At 74.6% G+C, this 17,505-nt stretch carries 15 protein-coding genes; 6 read left to right on the top strand and 9 right to left on the bottom strand.

The features are described from left to right. Positions 1 to 40: 40 nt before the first annotated feature. From E5225_RS00105 to E5225_RS00115, 3 genes are all read right to left on the bottom strand, one after another. Positions 41 to 742, bottom strand: coding sequence for a GNAT family N-acetyltransferase (locus tag E5225_RS00105; protein ID WP_135972209.1), 702 nt, complete (start codon positions 740 to 742; stop codon positions 41 to 43). A gap of 261 nt (positions 743 to 1,003) precedes the next feature. Next, positions 1,004 to 3,649 carry a glycoside hydrolase family 9 protein gene (locus tag E5225_RS00110; protein WP_135972210.1) on the bottom strand — a complete coding sequence of 882 codons (2,646 nt, stop codon included), beginning with the start codon at positions 3,647 to 3,649 and terminating at the stop codon, positions 1,004 to 1,006. Between the two features lie 297 nt (positions 3,650 to 3,946). Then, positions 3,947 to 4,930, bottom strand: a complete 984-nt coding sequence (locus tag E5225_RS00115) for a hypothetical protein (RefSeq protein WP_208012445.1) — start codon at positions 4,928 to 4,930, stop codon at positions 3,947 to 3,949. Positions 4,931 to 5,080: 150 nt separating this feature from the next. On the opposite strand from E5225_RS00115, the gene E5225_RS00120 reads away from it, so the two are divergent. Then, the gene (locus E5225_RS00120; RefSeq protein ID WP_135972211.1) at positions 5,081 to 5,620 is read left to right on the top strand and encodes a peptidylprolyl isomerase; all 540 of its coding nucleotides are present in this window, start codon (positions 5,081 to 5,083) and stop codon (positions 5,618 to 5,620) included. A gap of 175 nt (positions 5,621 to 5,795) precedes the next feature. Continuing rightward, positions 5,796 to 6,497 carry a rhomboid family intramembrane serine protease gene (locus tag E5225_RS00125; RefSeq protein ID WP_341765554.1) on the top strand — a complete coding sequence of 234 codons (702 nt, stop codon included), beginning with the start codon at positions 5,796 to 5,798 and terminating at the stop codon, positions 6,495 to 6,497. A 156-nt stretch (positions 6,498 to 6,653) separates the two neighbouring features. Here the strand turns inward: E5225_RS00125 and E5225_RS00130 are convergent, their stop codons facing one another. Then, positions 6,654 to 6,905, bottom strand: a complete 252-nt coding sequence (locus tag E5225_RS00130; protein ID WP_135972212.1) for a cell division protein CrgA — start codon at positions 6,903 to 6,905, stop codon at positions 6,654 to 6,656. A gap of 187 nt (positions 6,906 to 7,092) precedes the next feature. On the opposite strand from E5225_RS00130, the gene E5225_RS00135 reads away from it, so the two are divergent. From E5225_RS00135 to E5225_RS00145, 4 genes are read left to right on the top strand one after another with little or no spacing between them, the layout of a single operon-like run. Beyond that, entirely contained in the window at positions 7,093 to 7,947 is an 855-nt protein-coding gene (locus tag E5225_RS00135) for a DUF881 domain-containing protein (RefSeq protein ID WP_243738080.1), read from the top strand. Beyond that, positions 7,944 to 8,744 carry a class E sortase gene (locus E5225_RS00140; RefSeq protein ID WP_135972213.1) on the top strand — a complete coding sequence of 267 codons (801 nt, stop codon included), beginning with the start codon at positions 7,944 to 7,946 and terminating at the stop codon, positions 8,742 to 8,744. Before E5225_RS00135 ends, E5225_RS00140 begins: the two co-directional genes overlap by 4 nt. 31 nt (positions 8,745 to 8,775) lie before the next feature. Beyond that, positions 8,776 to 8,934, top strand: coding sequence for a hypothetical protein (locus tag E5225_RS17355; RefSeq protein WP_166435873.1), 159 nt, complete (start codon positions 8,776 to 8,778; stop codon positions 8,932 to 8,934). A 1-nt stretch (position 8,935) separates the two neighbouring features. Then, a complete protein-coding gene (locus E5225_RS00145; RefSeq protein WP_135972214.1) occupies positions 8,936 to 9,559 on the top strand; it encodes an aminodeoxychorismate/anthranilate synthase component II in 624 nt (207 codons plus the stop codon). An 88-nt stretch (positions 9,560 to 9,647) separates the two neighbouring features. Here E5225_RS00145 and pknB read toward each other — a convergent pair whose 3' ends face one another. Genes pknB through E5225_RS18095 form a run of 5 tightly spaced genes read right to left on the bottom strand, consistent with a single transcriptional unit; the run spans position 9,648 to position 17,503 of the window. Then, a complete protein-coding gene (pknB, locus tag E5225_RS00150) occupies positions 9,648 to 11,657 on the bottom strand; it encodes a Stk1 family PASTA domain-containing Ser/Thr kinase (protein ID WP_135972215.1) in 2,010 nt (669 codons plus the stop codon). Beyond that, the gene (locus tag E5225_RS00155) at positions 11,657 to 13,054 is read right to left on the bottom strand and encodes a serine/threonine-protein kinase (protein WP_136225236.1); all 1,398 of its coding nucleotides are present in this window, start codon (positions 13,052 to 13,054) and stop codon (positions 11,657 to 11,659) included. Before E5225_RS00155 ends, pknB begins: the two co-directional genes overlap by 1 nt. Next, on the bottom strand, positions 13,051 to 14,502 hold the full coding sequence (locus E5225_RS00160) for a peptidoglycan D,D-transpeptidase FtsI family protein (RefSeq protein ID WP_135975455.1): 1,452 nt from the start codon (positions 14,500 to 14,502) through the stop codon (positions 13,051 to 13,053). The genes E5225_RS00155 and E5225_RS00160 overlap by 4 nt, the downstream gene beginning before the upstream one ends. Further along, on the bottom strand, positions 14,499 to 16,007 hold the full coding sequence (locus E5225_RS00165; RefSeq protein WP_135975457.1) for an FtsW/RodA/SpoVE family cell cycle protein: 1,509 nt from the start codon (positions 16,005 to 16,007) through the stop codon (positions 14,499 to 14,501). Before E5225_RS00165 ends, E5225_RS00160 begins: the two co-directional genes overlap by 4 nt. Continuing rightward, positions 16,007 to 17,503 (bottom strand): PP2C family protein-serine/threonine phosphatase, encoded by a 1,497-nt coding sequence (locus E5225_RS18095; RefSeq protein WP_135975459.1) that lies wholly within the window; start codon positions 17,501 to 17,503, stop codon positions 16,007 to 16,009. The genes E5225_RS00165 and E5225_RS18095 overlap by 1 nt, the downstream gene beginning before the upstream one ends. Positions 17,504 to 17,505 lie beyond the last annotated feature (2 nt).

Here is a 17,505-nt window from a genome sequence, read left to right on the forward strand (position 1 = left end):
ACTCTGCCGCTGCGCGGTGCGCCTGCACACCCCCCACCGGTCAGGGCGTCGGCTCGGCCAGCCCCAGCTGCTCGCGCAGCGCGTCGACCCCCTCCATCTGCACGTCGAGCCGCAGGTCGTCGCGGCGCGCGTCCCAGTCGGCGCGCTCGAGCACGTACAGCCGGCTCTCGACCGGGCCGCCCTCGCGCGCCTGGTACGCCACACCGTTCTCGCGGTAGCCGATCTTGCGCGTGACGCCCGACGAGCCCGGGTTGTCGGCGAACGCCGACGTGGTCGCGTGCTGCGCGCCCAGGCCCTCGAACAGCAGGTGCAGGATCAGCAGCCGCATGCGCGTGCCGATGCCCTTGTGGTGGTGCTCGAGGCCGAGCCACGAGCCCGTCTCGGCGCTGCGCGTGATCGCGAAGTCCTTGGCGTACATGCCCTGCGTGCCCACCGGGACGCCGTCGTGCAGCACGGCGAGCTCGATGGCCCAGTCGGCGGGCGTCGTGCGCTGGCGCAGGCCCCACTGGTACGTCATGACGCTGCGCGCGACCTGCACGGGGGTGCCGCGCGTCCACGGCACGAGGAACGGCATGTAGTCCGGGGGGTGCACGCCGCGGGCCGCGAGCCGGGCGAGGTCGAAGAGCATCCGGTCGTCCGGGGCGCGCAGCTCGAGGTCCCCGCTGCGCACGCGCACACCCAGCAGCGGCCAGATCTCGACGTCGGTCAGCGGTGGGGGCGCGTCCTGCTCGGGTGCCGTCATCCGCGCAGGGTGGCGGCTCGCGCGGGGCCGGGTCAACCGGGATCGCGGCGCCCCCCCTCCCGGCGGTGCCGCACGGACGCCACGGCGGCGCCGCACGGACGCCACGAGGGCGCCGCACGAGACGTGCGGCGCCCTCGTCGTGCGTCCGGACCGCCCCCGCGTCGGACGCACGCACCGTCGGCCCTTCACGGGCCGCAGCGGTGGTGGTTCGGTCCCGATCCGGCGACTCGGGGGTCGAGCCGGACCGGGACCCGTTCGGTGTCAGCCCACGGTGCAGGCCGTGCCGTTCACGGTGAACGACGTCGGGGCCGGGTTCTGGCCGGTGTGCGACCCGTTGAAGCCCACCTCCACGGACGCCCCCGGTGCGAGCGTGGTGTTCCACGCGGCGCCGGTGGCCGTGACGCGGGTGCCGGACTGCGCCCACGTGGCGGACCAGCCCTGCTGGAGCCTCTGCCCGCCCGTCAGGTCGAACGCGAGCGACCAGGTCAGCGGCGTGGAGCCGGTGTTGGTCAGCCGCACCGCGGCCGTGAACCCGCTGCTCCAGCTGTTCGCCGAGTAGCGGACCGCGCAGCCCGCGGGGGTGGGCGGCGGCGTGGGGGTCGCGGTCGGCGACGCGGTCGGGAAGCCGTCGACGATCTCGATGTCGGTCGACACCCAGGGGGACGTGCGGCCGTCCGCGGCGACCGCACGCACGCGCAGGACGTACCGGCCGTTCCTCAGGTCGTAGAACGTCGCCGTCCGCTCGGTCACCCGGAGCGTCTGCCCGCCGACGACCTCGACGTCGTACGAGACGGCCGGCGCGCCGGTGGCCGCGGCGTCCCACGTGGCGTCGACGGTCCCCAGGCTGCGCAGCCGGTAGGCCAGGTTCGTCGGGGAGCCGACGGGTGCCGGCGTGGCCGTGGGCGTGGCTGTGGGCGTCGGCGTGGGGGTGACCGTGGGCGTCGCCGTCGGGGTCGGCGTGGGCGTCGTCCCGCCCGGCTCCGTGCCCCACACGAGGCGACCGGCCTCGTACAGCGTGATCGCCGCGGTCTTCACCGGGTCGCCCGTGGCGGGCAGGCCGGCGAAGGACGGGTCGTTCGCGGCGTTCCACGACGCTCCCCCGCTGACCCGGAACTGGATCTCGCGGCGGTGCTGCGACTGGCCGCCCGGGTGGATGTTCTGCCCGGCGCACGCGATCTCGGCGTAGTACAGGTTCCCGCCGGCGTGCCGCACCACGGTCGGCTGCGTGCCGCACTCGCTGTAGTTCGTCGAGACGGTCAGCCCGGACGCGGCGTCGGAGCCGTCGAGCGTGAACCAGTACCGGATCGACGCGTCGCGCAGGGACCGCGCCGGGAAGGCGGACCGGTTCCGGATGATCGCCTTGACCTCGGTGAACGTGCCGCCCGCGGGCTGGTTGAGCTTCGCCTCGACGAACAGCTCGTCCTGGTCGGGCTTCTCGGCGACGGGGAAGCCCGCCAGCGGCGTGCCGCCGTACTCCTCGGTCAGGCGCGCGAGAGCGCTGGTGAACCCGGCGTTGTAGTCGGTGGCGACCTCGTTCGCGACGTAGTCGGAGCGGCTGTCCGTGTACGCGTCGTTGGGCGAGCCGGGCCCGCCGACGAGCGCGCCGTACAGCACGTGCCGCGTCTCGGCGGGCTGCGTGAGCGAGTCCAGCCACGAGCCGTGCGCGGTGCGGTGGTGCGGGTTCTGCGGCGGGTTGGCGCCGAAGCCGACGACGTACGACGCCTTGCGCGGGTTGTCGCCGAGCGCGTAGTGGATCTGCCGCACGCCGAAGTCGTGGTACCGCGCCTTGCGGACGGGGTCGGTCAGCCAGTCGGAGTAGACGAGCGCCACGAACGACGTGTTGGCGGCGTACCGCAGCGCGCCCCACGAGTCGAGCACGGCCATGCCGCCCGGCGAGTAGCTGACCCGCGCGCCGTTGACGCCCACGGTCCAGTAGTCGAGCCACCGGTTGGCGTCGTCGACGTACTTCTGCTTGCCCGTCTCCATCGCGAGCAGCGCGTACGCGGCGTACGACTTGTCGTCCCACGCGACCGTCCACTTGTACGACTTCGTCGTCGTCTGGTTCTCGTTGCTCAGCTTGTCGTACTCCGCCTCGGCCTTGGCCAGGTAGGCGGCGTCGCCCGTGGCCTCGTACAGCCAGTACGCGCCCCACACGAGCTCGTCCTGGTAGCCCGACCACGAGCGGTAGAACGACTGGGCGTCCGTCACGCAGTCGGAGTACTTGCCGCGGTACGTGTCCGCGAACGTGTAGAGCTGCTTGGCGTGCGTGAGCAGCGTCGACGCGTACGCCGGGTCGTCCTGGCGGAACAGCACGGAGGCCGACGCGAGCGAGGCGGCGGTCTCGGCGGCGACGTCCGACCCGGGGCACGACGCCGTGATCTTGTAGGACGGCCGCGCCATGGTCATGACCTCGGCGGGGCCCCACCACTTGTGGTCGTCGTCGCCCTTGCCGACCTGCACGTACAGCTCGTTCGGGGCGGTGTGCGCCTTGACGAAGTAGTCGTTGACCCAGCGCAGGTTGTCCTTGAGCTCGTCGAGCTGACCGGCCTTGGTGTAGCCCTGAGGGCTCTCGATCGCGCCCCACGCGAGCATCGTCGCGGTGAACGCCATCGGCAGGCCGAACTTCACGTGGTCCCCGGCGTCGTACCAGCCGCCCGTGAGGTCCTCCCCCACGTCCGCGCCGTCCTGCAGCCCCGAGTCGCCCCGCCAGGAGACCGGGAAGTCCTCCGGCAGGTCACCGGAGCGCTGCGCCTGGTAGAAGAACATCGACTTCTGGAGCGCCTCCGCGTAGTTGTACGCGGGAGCGGCGCTCGCGGCGGACAGCGGGACGGTGACCGCTCCGGCGGCGACGGCGAGGGCGGCGGCGCCGGCCCAGAGCGACCGTGACGCGCGTGCAGGACGTGGCATGGACCTACCCCTTCACGAGAACCAGGAGCGTGGTGGAGCGCTCCCACGGGGCCGGGCCCGCGGGCGACGGCGTCGTCGTCCGGGGCGGGGGCCGGGTGCGATGCTGCCCGACGCCCACGTCCGGGCGTCAACGCACTAAAGGTTTCGGCAGGCCGTCCGGACCCGGCCCGGACGCACACCGGCCCCGGTCCGTGGGGGACCGGGGCCGGTGCGGTGCAGCGGGGTGGTGCAGCGCGGTGGTGCAGCGCCGGTGGTGCAGCGCCGGTGGTGCAGCGCCGGTGGTGCAGCGCCGGTGGCTCAGCTGCCGGAGGTGCCCCGCTCGTCCTCGGAACGGGCGTCGACGACGGGGTCGGGCACGTCCCCGGTCGTCACCGTCTCCGCCGGCAGGCCCTCGGTCGACGCGGGCACGGCGGTCTGCAGACCCTCGGTCGGCTTCGGCGCGTCGGGCGTCTTCGCCGCCGAGCGACGGGTCACCTTGCGCGCCGCCTCCTCCGCGGCCTCGCGGGCCTCCCGAGCCTTCTCCGACAGGTCGTCCGTGGCAGCCGTGACGCGCTCGGCGGCCTTCCGGGTGGCCTCGCGGCTCCGCGCGACGGCGGACCCGGCGGCCTGGCCCACCACGTCCGCGGCGTCGCCCGTGGCCGCCTGCGCGCGGGTGCGCAGCGACTCGGCGTTCGCCGAGTCGCCCGGCTCCCACGGCTCGGCCCACGGGTCGGTGGTCGAGCGCGAGCGCAGCCACGCGAACGCGGCGGCGCCGGCCCCGAGCAGGCTCGCGACCAGGAAGAACGTCTTCGCGCCGGAGCCCTTCTTCTCGGCCTTCGCGGCCTCCTTCGCCGCCTTCGCGGCGGCCTTGGCGGCCTTCTTCGAGTGCTTGCCGGCCGTCGTGGCGGCGGCCGTCGCGGCCGCCTCCACCTGCGCGCCGGCCTTGACCGCCGCCTCGTTCACCGCGGCGACGACCTTCGGGATCAGGTCGGCGACGAGCTTGTCGTGGGCGCTGTCGATCGCCGGCGTCGCCCGGAGCGCGGCCTTCTCGACCTGCGGGGCCGTCGCCTTGATGCTCTCCCGGTACAGGTGCTCGACACGCGGGGTCAGCCACTCGGCGAGGGCGTCGATCTTGGGGGTCGTCCACTCCTTGGCGTGGCCGGCCGCGCCGGACGCCTTGGCAGCGGCGTCGAGGGCGCCGAGCTTCGCGACCCCCGCGGCGTCGGCGAGCGTCGCGCCCAGGCCTGCGGCCTGCACCTTCAGGCGCTCGGTGTCCACGTCGATCTTCGGACGATGGGTCATGTCCACTCCCGGAACTGGTCTCGACGACGGTGGGTTGTGGCCCCTCACTCTGCCACCGTCGTGCCTGGTCCGCCCCCCGTTCACCCCGCCGCGGCGGCGTGGCGCCCGCCGCGCCGGTGCGGCGTCGGTGCACCGTGGAACACTGGGCAGATGTTCGCCACCATCCACACGACCGCCGGTGACATCCGGGTCGAGCTCTACGAGAACCACGCGCCGCGCACCGTCGAGAACTTCGTCGGCCTCAGCACGGGCGCGATCGAGTGGACCGACCCGTCGACGGGCGCGCCCCGCACCGACCCCCTGTACAAGGACGTCGTCTTCCACCGCGTCATCCCGGGCTTCATGATCCAGGGCGGCGACCCGCTCGGCTCCGGCCGTGGCGGCCCCGGCTACCAGTTCGACGACGAGATCCACCCCGAGCTCACGTTCTCCGAGCCCTACCTGCTCGCCATGGCCAACGCCGGCAAGCGGATGGACCCGGTGACGGGCAGGGTCGGCGGCACCAACGGCTCGCAGTTCTTCATCTCCGTCGCGCCCGTGACCTGGCTCAACGGCAAGCACACGATCTTCGGCAAGGTCGCGGACGACGCGAGCCGCCAGGTCGTCGACGCGATCGCGTCGACCCCGACGCGTCCGGGTGACCGCCCGGTGCAGGACATCACGATCACGTCCATCTCCGTGGAGGACTGAGATCAGCACGTCGACGCCGGCCGGCGGCTCCGTCCCGGAGCCGCCGGCCGACCAGCCCCCGGTGTGCCCGCGCCACCCCGACCGCGCGGCGTACGTGCGCTGCCAGCGGTGCGGGCGCCCCGCGTGCCCGGAGTGCCAGCGCCCGGCACCCGTCGGGGTGCACTGCGTCGACTGCGTGGCCGAGGCGGCCCGCACCGGGCCCGAGCAGCGCACCGTCCTCGGCGGGCGCGCCCGCGGCGGGCGTCCGGTCGTCACGATGACGATCATCGGGCTGTGCCTCGTCAGCTACGTGCTGCAGTGGACCGTCCCCGGGTGGACCGACCGGTGGGTGTTCAGCCCGGTCGCGGGGGCGTTCGAGCCCTGGCGCTTCCTCAGCGCGGCGTTCCTGCACGCACCGAACCAGCTGCTGCACATCGTCTTCAACATGGTGGCGCTGTGGATGGTCGGGCCGTACCTCGAGCAGGCCCTCGGCCGGCTGCGCTTCACCACGCTCTACCTGCTGAGCGCGCTGGGCGGTTCCGTCGCCGCCGTGCTGCTCGCCCCGGCCCTGGGGGACTGGTACCAGGGCATGGTCGGGGCGTCCGGCGCCGTCTTCGGCCTCTTCGGCGCCGTGCTGGTGGTGCTGCGCCGCCTCGGCGGCGACGCGCGGAGCATCCTCGGCGTCATCGTGCTGAACGTCGTCCTGGGCTTCGTCCTGCCGGGCATCGCGTGGCAGGCGCACCTGGGCGGGCTGGTCGTCGGCGCCGTCCTCGGGGCGGCCTACGCGTACGCGCCGCGCGAGCGCCGCGCGCTCGTCGGCGTGCTCGCTCCCGTGCTGGTCGGCGTCGTGCTCGTCGGGTCCGCGCTCGCCCTCTACGGCGCGTACGGGCTCGTCTGAGCGACGGTTTCCGGACCGTCGCCCGCGTCCCCACCGTTACTCACACCTGTGGAACTACAACGGTGTAGTTATCCACAGGTCTGTGCACCGCCTGTGTACGGAACCCTCGAGCAGGCCTTGAACCTGTGGACGGCGTGGTGGGCGACGGACGGCGGCTCAGCGCCAGCGCGTGAGCATCCCGAAGCCGACGACGATGATCCCGAACCCGATCGCGAGGTTCCACTGACCGATGCCGGGCACCGGGTAGGCGGCACCGGGGGACAGGTACGTGACGACCAGCCACACCAGGCCCAGGATCATGAGGCCGAGCGAGACCGGCAGGTACCAGCGCGGCAGCGGCTTGGGCGCCGACGGCGTGCTGGGCGGCGGGGTGAACGCGGGCTTCTTGCGAGACTTCGACTCGGGCACGTCGGTGAGCTCCTGTCTGCGACGGTGGTCCGGCGGCCGCCGCCCGTCCGCCTTCGGTGCCGCCGTCCGGGGCACGTCGCTGGCTCGGTGGCGGACCGGTGTCGGCACGGCGCCGATCGTGACCTAGCGTAGTGCTGTCGTCCCGGCTGCCGTGCGCGCCGGTCTCGACCGGCGGGAAGGAGCAGGCGTGAGCCAGCGGGCGCACCGGGTGGCGGGGGAGACCGCACCGGCCGTCGAGCGCACCCGCCGCGCGCGCGTCGGCCGCGGCGCGGTGGCCGTGGGGGCCGTCCTCGGCCTGTCCGGGACGCTGTTCACCGTCAGCGCCCGCACCGCCGACGCCGGCGCCGACCGCCACCCGCAGGACCTCGGTGAGCTCTCGCGGCAGCAGGCCGCCAACGTCGAGCGGATGTCGGTCGAGGTCGACGCGCTGCGCTCGGACGTCGAGCGCCTGGCCGCCGAGCAGAACGCCGTGTCCGGGTACGCGCTGCCCACCCCGTCGGCCGCCGACCTGGTGGAGGGCGGGTCCGTGCCCGTCGTCGGGCCGGGGCTGACGGTCGTCCTCGACGACGCGCCCGCCGACGCGCAGCGCGAGAGCCTCAACCCCGACGTCCTGGTCGTCCACCAGCAGGACCTCCAGGCGGTCATGAACGCCCTGTGGGCGGGCGGTGCCGAGGCGATGGGCCTGATGGACCAGCGCGTGGTGTCGACGAGCGCATTCTGGTGCGTCGGCAACGTGCTGCGCCTGCACGGCCGCGTGTACTCGCCCCCCTACGTCGTGCGGGCCATCGGCGACCCGCAGGCGCTGCGCGCCGGCCTGGACGCGTCGCCGGCCGTGCGCGGCTACGTGCGCGACTCGGTCGACGTGGGCCTCGGGTGGGACGTCGCCGCCGACGAGCGCATCGAGCTGCCCGCGTACTCCGGTGCCACCGAGTTGTCGTCGGCCCGCGTGCCGGGTGGCATCGAGGTCCTGCCCGGCCTGCCCACCCAGCCCGACGCCTTCCCCGCACGGGGCGCGGAGCCGACCGAGGAGACCGCGTCATGACGCAGGGCGCGACCCGGCACCGCACCGCCGGCGACGCACCAGGGCACGCACGCACGGGTGCGCCGGCCCGGCGTGGCCGGGCGGTCGCGTACGGCGTCGTCGGCGTCCTCGGGGAGCTGCTGATCACCCTCGGTGTGCTGCTCCTCGGCTTCCTCGTCTGGCAGCTGTGGTGGACCGACGTCGAGGGCGACCGCGATCAGGCCGAGATCGTGCGGGAGCTGGACTACGAGGCGCCGCCGGTCGCACCCGCCGGGGACGACGCCCCGCTCGTCGCCGTGCCGCGCCGCGACGAGCCGCCCCCGCCCGCCGTCGAGCCCGCACACGCCGAGACGATCGCGACCCTGCAGGTGCCGCGGTGGGTCGGCGAGCCCGAGCGGCCGATCAGCCAGGGCACCGACCGGCCGACCGTGCTGGACGTGCTCGGCATCGGCCACTACCCCGGGACGGCCATGCCCGGCGGCCTCGGGAACTTCGCCCTCGCGGGGCACCGCGTGACGTACGGCAAGCCGTTCAACCGCATCGAGGAGCTGCAGACGGGCGACGCGCTCGTCGTGCGCACCGCCGACACCTGGTACGTCTACCGGGTGACCGGCAGCGAGGTCGTGCTGCCCAAGGACGTGCGCGTCATCGCGCCCGTGCCGAACGAACCGGGCGTGGAGCCGACCGAGCGGTACATCACGCTGACCACGTGCCACCCGATGTACTCCGCGCGCGAGCGGTTCGTCGTGCACGGCGTGCTCGACTACTGGGCGCCCGTGTCGAGCGGCACGCCGGCCGAGCTGCTGGGCACGGCATGACCGGGGCTGGGCGAACCGACGCAGGAGGCTCATGATGTACGGGTGGTTGTGGCGGCACCTGCCGGGCCCGTGGCCCGTGCGGGCGTTCCTGGCGCTGGTCCTGGCGGCCGCCGTCGTCGCCGCGTGCTTCCTGTGGCTGTACCCCGCCGTGGCGCCGTACATGCCGTTCAACGAGACCACGGTGGAGTGACGTGACGCGGATCCTGGTGGTCGACAACTACGACTCGTTCGTCTACACGATCGTCGGGTACCTCGACCAGCTCGGCGCCGCGACGGAGGTCGTGCGCAACGACGCCGTGCCGCCCGCGGCGGAGCGCGCGGGGTACGACGGCGTCCTCGTGTCCCCGGGCCCGGGCACCCCCGCGGCGGCCGGCCAGAGCATCCAGGTCATCCGCGACTGCGCCGAGGCCGGCACGCCGATGCTCGGCGTGTGCCTGGGCCACCAGGCGCTCGGCGAGGTCTTCGGCGGCACCGTCACGCACGCGCCCGAGCTGATGCACGGCAAGACCAGCGCGGTCGAGCACGGCGGCGACGGGGTGCTCGCGGGCCTGCCGACGCCCTTCACGGCGACGCGGTACCACTCGCTGGCCGTCGTCGACGGCACGTTCTCCGACGAGCTGGCCGTCACCGCCCGGGCCAACGGCATCGTCATGGGGCTGCAGCACCGCGAGCTGCCGCTGCACGGCGTGCAGTTCCACCCCGAGTCCGTGCTGACCGAGGGCGGGCACCGGCTGCTGGCCAACTGGCTCGAGCTGTGCGGCGCCACCGACGCCGTCGAGCGGTCGCAGGGCCTGCACCCGCTCGTCCGCCTCTGACGCACTGACGCGCGCCACACCCACGACGAAGGCCCCCGGGGAGATCCCGGGGGCCTTCGTCGTCGTGTGCGGCGTCAGCCGGCCGCGGTCACGGCCGCGGCCCCGTGGCCGACGGGCTGGGCGCCGGTGCGTCGTCGTCGTCCTCGCTCGGACCGCGGGACACCCGCAGCGTCACCTGCTGCTCGCGGGCGATCTGCGTGCCGCCGTTGGGATCCGAGCTGACGACCGTCCCGGCCGGCTCGTCGGAGTCGACGTCCTCGCGGCGCACGTTGGTCAGGCCGACGCCGGCGAGGGCCTCCACGGCCGCCTCGTACGTCTGCCCGCGCAGGTTCGTCGGGACCGTCGCGGTGGTCGGCGGGGAGGCGACGCCGAGGTTGACCGTCGTGCCCTGCGGCACGATGGCGCCCTCGCCGCGGTCCTGCGAGACCACGGAGCCCTCGGGCTGGTCGTCGCTCGGCTCCTCGAACGTCGAGACCTGCAGGCCCGCGTCGCGCAGGGCGGTCGTCGCCTCCTCCACGCTCCGGCCCGTCACGTTGGGGACGACCACGTTGCCGGTGGACACCGCCAAGGTGACCGTGGCGCCCGCCTCGACGGGGGCGTTCGCCGCGGGGTCGGTGCTGACGACGCGCCCGCGGGCGATCGTGGGGTGGTCGACCGGCTCGCGGTCGTCCGAGACGACCAGACCGGCCGCCTCGAGCGTGCGCACGGCCTCGGCCTCGGTCTGGTCGGTCACGTCGGGCACGGTCACCTCGGCCGGACCGGTGGAGATGAACAGGGCCACGTCGGAGCCCGGGTCGACCTGCTCGCCCTCGGCGGGGTCCGTGCGCGTCGCCTGCCCCGCGGGGACGGTGTCGCTGGGCTCCTGCTGCGGCACCGGGACGAGGTCGACGGCCTCGAGCGTCTGGATCGCCTGCTCCCGTGACTGCCCGGCGACCGGCGGCACGGGCACCGTCTCCGGGTCCGCCGCGCCCTTCGGGATCAGCAGCCAGACGATGCCCGCCACGGCGAGCACCGCGACCGCGATCAGCGTCCACATGAGCCAGGGCTTGCGCTTCTTCTCGTCCGGGTCGTCCTCCGGCGGCGTGGGCGTCGTCGTGAGCCCCGTCGACCCCCACGGCGCGCCGACCGCGGTGGGCGGCATGGCCTGGGTCGTCGCAGCCGGCGGCGCCATGACCTGCGTCGCGTCGCCCGCGGGGACCGCCGCGAGGGCGGCCCCGACGGCCGGGGCTGACACGGCACCGCCGCGCAGGACGGCCTCGAGGTCCGCGCGGAACTCCGCGGCCGTCGAGTACCGGGCGTCGCGCTCCTTGGCGAGCGCCTTGAGCGTGATGCGGTCGAGCGCCTCGGGGACGTCGGACGCGATCTGGCTCGGCACCGGCGGGGCCTCGCGCACGTGCTGGTACGCCACGGCGACGGGGGAGTCGCCGACGAAGGGCGGGCGGCCGGTCAGCAGCTCGAAGAGCAGGCAGCCCGTGGAGTAGAGGTCGGAGCGCGCGTCCACCTGCTCGCCGCGCGCCTGCTCGGGGGAGAGGTACTGCGCGGTGCCGATGACGGCCTGCGTCTGGGTCATGGTCGCCGCGGAGTCCGCGATCGCGCGCGCGATGCCGAAGTCCATGACCTTGACCGCGCCCGTGGGCGTGATCATGACGTTGGCGGGCTTGATGTCGCGGTGCACGATGCCCGCGTGGTGCGAGTACTCGAGCGCCGACAGCACGCCGGCGGTGATCTCGATCGCCTCGTCGATGGGCACGGCGTGGCCGTCGCGCAGGATGTCCCGCACGGTGTGGCCCTCGACGTACTCCATGACGATGAACGGCACGTGCGCGACCGTGCCGCTCGGCTCGGTGACGAGGTCCTCGCCCGTGTCGTACACCGCGACGATCGCCGGGTGGTTCAGCGCCGCCGCCGACTGCGCCTCGCGGCGGAACCGGGCCTGGAACGAGGGGTCGCGGGCGAGGTCGGAGCGCAGGATCTTGATGGCGACCGTGCGGCCGAGCCGCGTGTCGTGCCCGATGTGCACCTCGGCCATGCCGCCGCGCCCGATGAGCTCGCCGACCTCGTACCGGTTGGCCAGGATGCGGGATCCGTCGTCCACCACTAGGCGTCCTTCACTTCCGTCGATCGCGGGACGGGCGGATGGCCCGGGTCCCGACCTGCCGGGTCGGTCGTCGCACGCGCAGCCCGGCGCTCCGCGGTGATCATCGCACCGGGTGCGTCCGCACGAGGGTACTGGTCGGCGGCGTCCGCACCCGTCGCCCGCGCGGTCGACGTCACGCCGGACGCGCCGTCGGCGCCCACGACGCGGTCGGCCAGCGCCGCGCCGAGGAGTGCGACGAGCACGAGCACGAGGATGACGAGCGGAAGCCGGAGGCGGCGCAGGTTCTCGCCCGCGTCGCGCACGGCGCCGAGCACGGAGCCCGACGGGGGCGTCGCCGCGCGGGCCACGGCGCGGCGCGTGCCGGGCGCGGGCTCGGCCCGGCCGGAGCGGCTGCGACGCGACGGCGGGTAGGACGGCGGCACGGCACCGCGCGCGGCGCTCCGGGAGGTGGGCGGGGCGGGCGCGGCCGCGACGGCCGGGGCGGCGGCCGGGGCGGGCTCGTCGCGACGGGTGCGCGCGAACTCGTCGCGCGGGCGCTGCGGGTGCGAGACCAGCATGGGGACCCCCGCCGCCGGCGTCTGCGGCATGAGCCGGTCGAGCATGCCGGCCAGCTCCTCGCCCGACGCGGGCCGCTCGGACGGCTCCTTCGACAGCAGGCGCAGGACCAGCGCCGACAGCCGCCGCTCGACGGTGGTCGGCAGCGGCGGCACCGGGTCGTTGACGTGCGCGACCGCGATGTCGACCGCCGTCGGGCCGGTGAACGGGCGCTTGCCGGCGAGCGCCTCGTACGCCACCACGCCGAGCGAGTACAGGTCCGACAGCGGCGTCGCGGGCCGCCCGACGGCCTGCTCGGGGGAGAGGTACTGCGCCGTGCCCATGACCATGCCCGTGGCCGTCATCGTCTTCTGGTCCGCGGCGAGGGAGACGCCGAAGTCGGTGATCTTCACCTTCCCGGACCGCGCCAGCAGGATGTTGCCGGGCTTGACGTCACGGTGCACGACGCCGGCCTGGTGCGCCGCGTGCAGCCCGCGGGCCGTCTGCGCGAGCACGGGCAGCAGGCGGCGCAGGTCGAGCACGGGCTCGCGCTCGAGCAGGTCGCTCAGCGGCTCGCCCACGACGAGCTCCATGACGAGGTACGCCGACCCGTCCTGCTCGCCGTAGTCGAACAGCGCCGCGATGTTCGGGTGCGACAGGGCGGCGGAGTTGCGCGCCTCGGTGCGGAACCGCTCGAGGAAGCCGGCGTCGCCGGCGAACTCGGCACGCAGGACCTTGACGGCGACGGGGCGCTGCAGCGCGTCGTCGTTGGCCTCCCACACCTCGCCCATGCCGCCCACGGCGATCCGCCGCAGGAGCCGGTAGCGCCCGCCGCCGAGCGCGACGCCCGGAGCCGTCCTCACGATCCCAGCACCGCCTCGATCACGGCACGCGCGACGGGCGCGGCGACCTGCCCGCCGGTCGCCTCGTTGCCGAGGTTCCCGCCGTTCTCGACGATCACGGCGACGGCGACGCGGGGCGCCTCGGCCGGCGCGAACGCCGTGAACCACGCGTGCGGCGGCTGCCCGCTCACGGTCTCGGCCGTCCCCGTCTTGCCGGCCACCTGCACGCCCGGGATCTGCGCCGAGCGCCCCGTGCCCGAGTCGACGACGCCGCGCATCATCTGCGTCAGCGCGCCCGCCGTCTCGGGGGAGACCGCCGTCGACAGCTCCTCGGGCTCGGTCGTCGAGACGACCGTGAGGTCGGCCGCGCGCACCGTGTCCACCAGGTAGGGCTGCATCAGCCGGCCGCCGTTGGCGATCGCGGCGCTGATCATCGCGACCTGCAGCGGCGTCGCGGCGACGTCGCGCTGGCCGATGGCCGTCTGCGCGAGCGACGGCGGGTCGAGGTCGGTCGGGAAGACGCTCTCGACGACCTGGATCGGGACGGTCATCTCACCGCGGTCGAAGCCGAAGCGCTCCGCCTGCTCCTGCAGCGCGTCCTCGCCGAGCGTCAGGCCGAGGCTCGCGAACGCCGTGTTGCACGAGACGCGCAGGGCGTCGGCGAGGCTGACCTGCTCGCCGCCGCAGCTGCTGCCGCCGAAGTTGCCGATGGTCGCGGTGGTCTGGGGGAGCGTCAGCTCGTTGGGCGACGGCACGGGGGTGTCGGCCGTGTACGCGCCGCTCTCGAGCGCGGCCGCGGCCGTGACCAGCTTGAACGTCGAGCCGGGCGCGAAGCGCTCCTGCGTGGCCTTGCTGCGCAGCGGGTTGCCGGGGGCGGCCTCGAGCTCCGCGTACCGGGCCGACGCCTCGCTCGTGCTGTGCACCGCGAGGGCGTTGGGGTCGAAGCCCGGCGTGGAGTAGAGCGCGAGGATGCGGCCCGTCGACGGCTCGATCGCCGCGACCGCGCCCTCCTGGTCACCGAGCGCCGTGCTCGCCGCCTGCTGGGCGGCCGGGACGATCGTCGTCTCCACGGCGGCGCCCTCGGGCCGGCGACCCGTGAGCAGGTCGCGGATGCGGGAGAAGAAGAGCTGGTCGCCGCGGCCGGTGAGCTCGTCGTTCGCGGCGCGCTCGAGCTGGCTGCGGCCGTTCGCGATCGAGTAGAACCCCGTCACGGCGGAGTACAGGTCGCCCTGCGGGTACACGCGCTGGTAGCCGAACGGGTCGTCGACGGGGACGGACTCCGCGATGGCCTCGCCGCCCGCGACGATCGGCCCGCGTGCGTTCCCGTGCTCGCGGTAGAGCGTCCGGGCGTTGCGCGGGTCGGTGTTGAGGTCCGACGCCTGCCCGAACTGCACCCATGACGCGCTGCCCATGAGGGCGACGAACATGACGAGGACCAGCGTGGCGAGGCGGCGCAGCGGCGTGTTCACCGGCCGTCACCCCCGATGTGCTCGGTCGGCCGGTCGTCGGCGCGGGGCCCCGCGCCGTCGGGTGCGGTGCGGGCCGACGACCGCACCGGTGTCTCGGCGTCCTCGGCGCGTCCCGCGACGGCGACCGGCACGCCGATGTCGGGCGTCGGCACGGCCCGCACCACCGGCACGGGGCGGCGCGCCTCGTCGGAGATCCGCAGCAGCAGCGCCGCGATGACCCAGTTCGCCACGAGGGACGAGCCGCCGTACGCGAGGAACGGCGTGGTGAGGCCCGTCAGCGGGATGATCCGCGTGACGCCGCCGACGACGACGAACAGCTGGAACGCGACGACGAACGACAGGCCGCCCGCGAGCAGCTTGCCGAACCCGTCGCGCACCCCGATCGCGGTGCGCAGGCCGCGCTCGGCGAGCACCGTGTAGAGCAGCAGCACGGCCAGCAGCCCCGTGAGGCCGAGCTCCTCGCCGATGGACGCGATGATGAAGTCGGACTCGGCGTACGGCACCAGGTCCGGGCGCCCCTGACCCCACCCGGTGCCGAACAGGCCGCCGTTGGCCATGCCGAACAGGCCCTGCACCACCTGGTAGGAGCCGCCGACGTCGCGGCCGTAGATGTCCTGGTCCAGCGCGCGCAGCCACACGTCGAACCGCGCCCCGACGTGCCCGAACGTCGTCGCCGCCGCGGCCGCGCCGCCCACGAACAGGATGAGGCCGATCACGACCCAGCTGGTCCGCTCGGTGGCCAGGTAGAGCATCGCGACGAACAGGCCGAAGAACAGCAGCGACGTGCCGAGGTCACGCTGCCCGACGAGGACGAGCAGCGACGCGCCCCACACGAGGAGGATCGGCCCGAGGTCGCGCGCCCGCGGCAGCTGCAGCCCCAGCACCTTCTTGCCCGCGAGGGCGAGCGTGTCGCGGTGGGTGACGAGGTAGCCGGCGAAGAAGACGGCGAGCGCGATCTTCGCGAACTCGGCGGGCTGCATGCCGACCGGCCCGACCCGCACCCAGATCTGCGCGCCGTTGACCGACCGCCCGATCACGGGCAGCAGGGGCATCACGATGAGCGCCAGCGCCAGGACCATCGCGGTGTACGTGTAGCGCCGCAGCGTGCGGTGGTCGCGCAGGAACAGCAGCACGCCGACCGCCAGGGCCACCGAGATCGCCGTCCACGCGAGCTGCCGGTCGGCGAACCCCGAGTCGGCGCGCCCCCGCTCCGCGTACGCGAGCGAGATGCGGGAGATCATCGCGAGGCCCAGGCCGTTCAGCGCCACCACGACCGGCAGGATCACGGGGTCGGCGTACGGCGCGCGCACGCGCAGCACGACGTGCACCACGAGCGCGAGGACGGTCATCCCGACCGCGTACGCCACGGCGTGCGCCGGCACCTCGCCGGTCACGCCGAGGCCGGCGAGGACGTACCCGGCGATGCCGATCGCCAGGGCGGGCACGAGCAGCAGGAGCTCGGTCCCGCGCCCGGGACGGACCCGGTGGGGCTGGATGCTGGCCATCACCGCGCGCCGGCCTCGTCGAGGTCGGTCCCGGCGGGCACGGCGGCGCCCGCCGCGTTCGGCTGGGGGTCGGTGGGGGCGGGCACCAGCGGCTCGGTCGGCGCCGGCGGCAGCGTGGTGCCGTCGGTCGGGAGCTGGCCCGGATCGGCGGGCTCCGGCGTGGCCGGCTCCTCGTCCTCGATGCCCGCGGAGAGCATCTCCACGAGGTCGCGGGCCTGCGCGAGGGAGTTCGCCGAGATGGTCTGGTGGACGCGTTCGCGCAGGTAGGCGGGCAGATCGGCGACCGCGAGGTCGGTCCGTTCGACGACGGACGTCAGCTCGAGCGGCCCGAGCGTCTGCGGGATCCCGCGGTACACCGTGACGCGTCCGTCGCCGTCGCCGACGTAGTACTGCTGCTGGGTCCACAGGTAGCCCAGCACCACCGCGGCGACCAGCGCCACGCCGACGGCGACCCACGTCACCAGCAGCCCGCGGCGCTGCGGCGGCGGGGCGAGCGGCTCGTCCTCGTCGTCCTCGTGGTCGCCGTCCCCGCCGTCGGCCGGGCCACCCGCGGCGGCGACGCGTGCGGTGCCGTCCGCGGGGGTGTCCTCGTCGGGCTCCGGCGCCCCCTCGGGCGTCGGTGCCGCCTCACCGCGGCGCGCGCGGCCCGTGAGCCACGCGGCGCGGGCCGCGGGGCTCTCGGCCGCGGCGGACCGGCGCTTGCGGGAGCGGGCGGCCGCACCGACGACGCTCGCGTTCGTGCCCGGCATGGCACCGTCCGGCAGGTCGTCGAGCTCGACGACGTCCGCGAGCACGACCGTGACGTTGTCGCCGCCGCCCGCGCGCAGCGCGAGCTGCACGAGCAGGTCGGCGCACGCGTCCACGTCCGGGACCGTCGCGAGCGTCTCCTCGATCGTCTCGGCGGACACGAACCCGGACAGGCCGTCGGAGCACAGCAGCCACCGGTCACCGACGCGCGCCTCGCGGACCGAGAGGTCGGCGGTGACGTCGGCGTCGAAGTCCCCGAGCACGCGCATGACGACCGAGCGCTGCGGGTGGTGCTCGGCCTCCTCCGCGGTGATGCGGCCCGTGTCGACCAGGTGCTGCACGAACGTGTGGTCGGTGGTGACCTGCGTGAGGACGCCGTCGCGGAACAGGTACCCGCGGCTGTCGCCAAGGTGCACCATCGCGAGCTTGTTGCCGGCCCGCAGGATCGCCGTGACGGTGGTGCCCATGCCCGCGAGGTCCGGCTCCGCGGTGCTGCGCGCGATGATCTCGGCACGCGCGTCGTCGAGCGCGACCTCGAGCTCGTCGAGCGCGTCGTCCGGCCCGTGCGACTCGCCGTCCAGGGGCGCGAGCGCGGCCACCGCGACCGACGACGCCACGTCACCGCCCGCGTGCCCGCCCATGCCGTCCGCGACGACCAGCAGGTGCGGTCCCGCGTAGGCGGAGTCCTGGTTGTCGGAGCGCACGAGCCCCACGTCGGAGCGTGCGGCATAGCGGAGGGCGACCGTCACGG

This window comes from Cellulomonas shaoxiangyii (assembly GCF_004798685.1).
Lineage (GTDB): Bacteria > Actinomycetota > Actinomycetes > Actinomycetales > Cellulomonadaceae > Cellulomonas > Cellulomonas shaoxiangyii.

Coding starts and splice junctions, on each gene's coding strand:
- E5225_RS00115 (WP_208012445.1), bottom strand. CDS start 4,930: ATGACCCATCGTCCGAAGATCGACGTGGACACCGAGCGCCTGAAGGTG.
- E5225_RS00165 (WP_135975457.1), bottom strand. CDS start 16,007: ATGGCCAGCATCCAGCCCCACCGGGTCCGTCCCGGGCGCGGGACCGAG.
- E5225_RS00105 (WP_135972209.1), bottom strand. CDS start 742: ATGACGGCACCCGAGCAGGACGCGCCCCCACCGCTGACCGACGTCGAG.
- E5225_RS00110 (WP_135972210.1), bottom strand. CDS start 3,649: ATGCCACGTCCTGCACGCGCGTCACGGTCGCTCTGGGCCGGCGCCGCC.
- E5225_RS00140 (WP_135972213.1), top strand. CDS start 7,944: ATGACGCAGGGCGCGACCCGGCACCGCACCGCCGGCGACGCACCAGGG.
- E5225_RS17355 (WP_166435873.1), top strand. CDS start 8,776: ATGATGTACGGGTGGTTGTGGCGGCACCTGCCGGGCCCGTGGCCCGTG.
- E5225_RS00120 (WP_135972211.1), top strand. CDS start 5,081: ATGTTCGCCACCATCCACACGACCGCCGGTGACATCCGGGTCGAGCTC.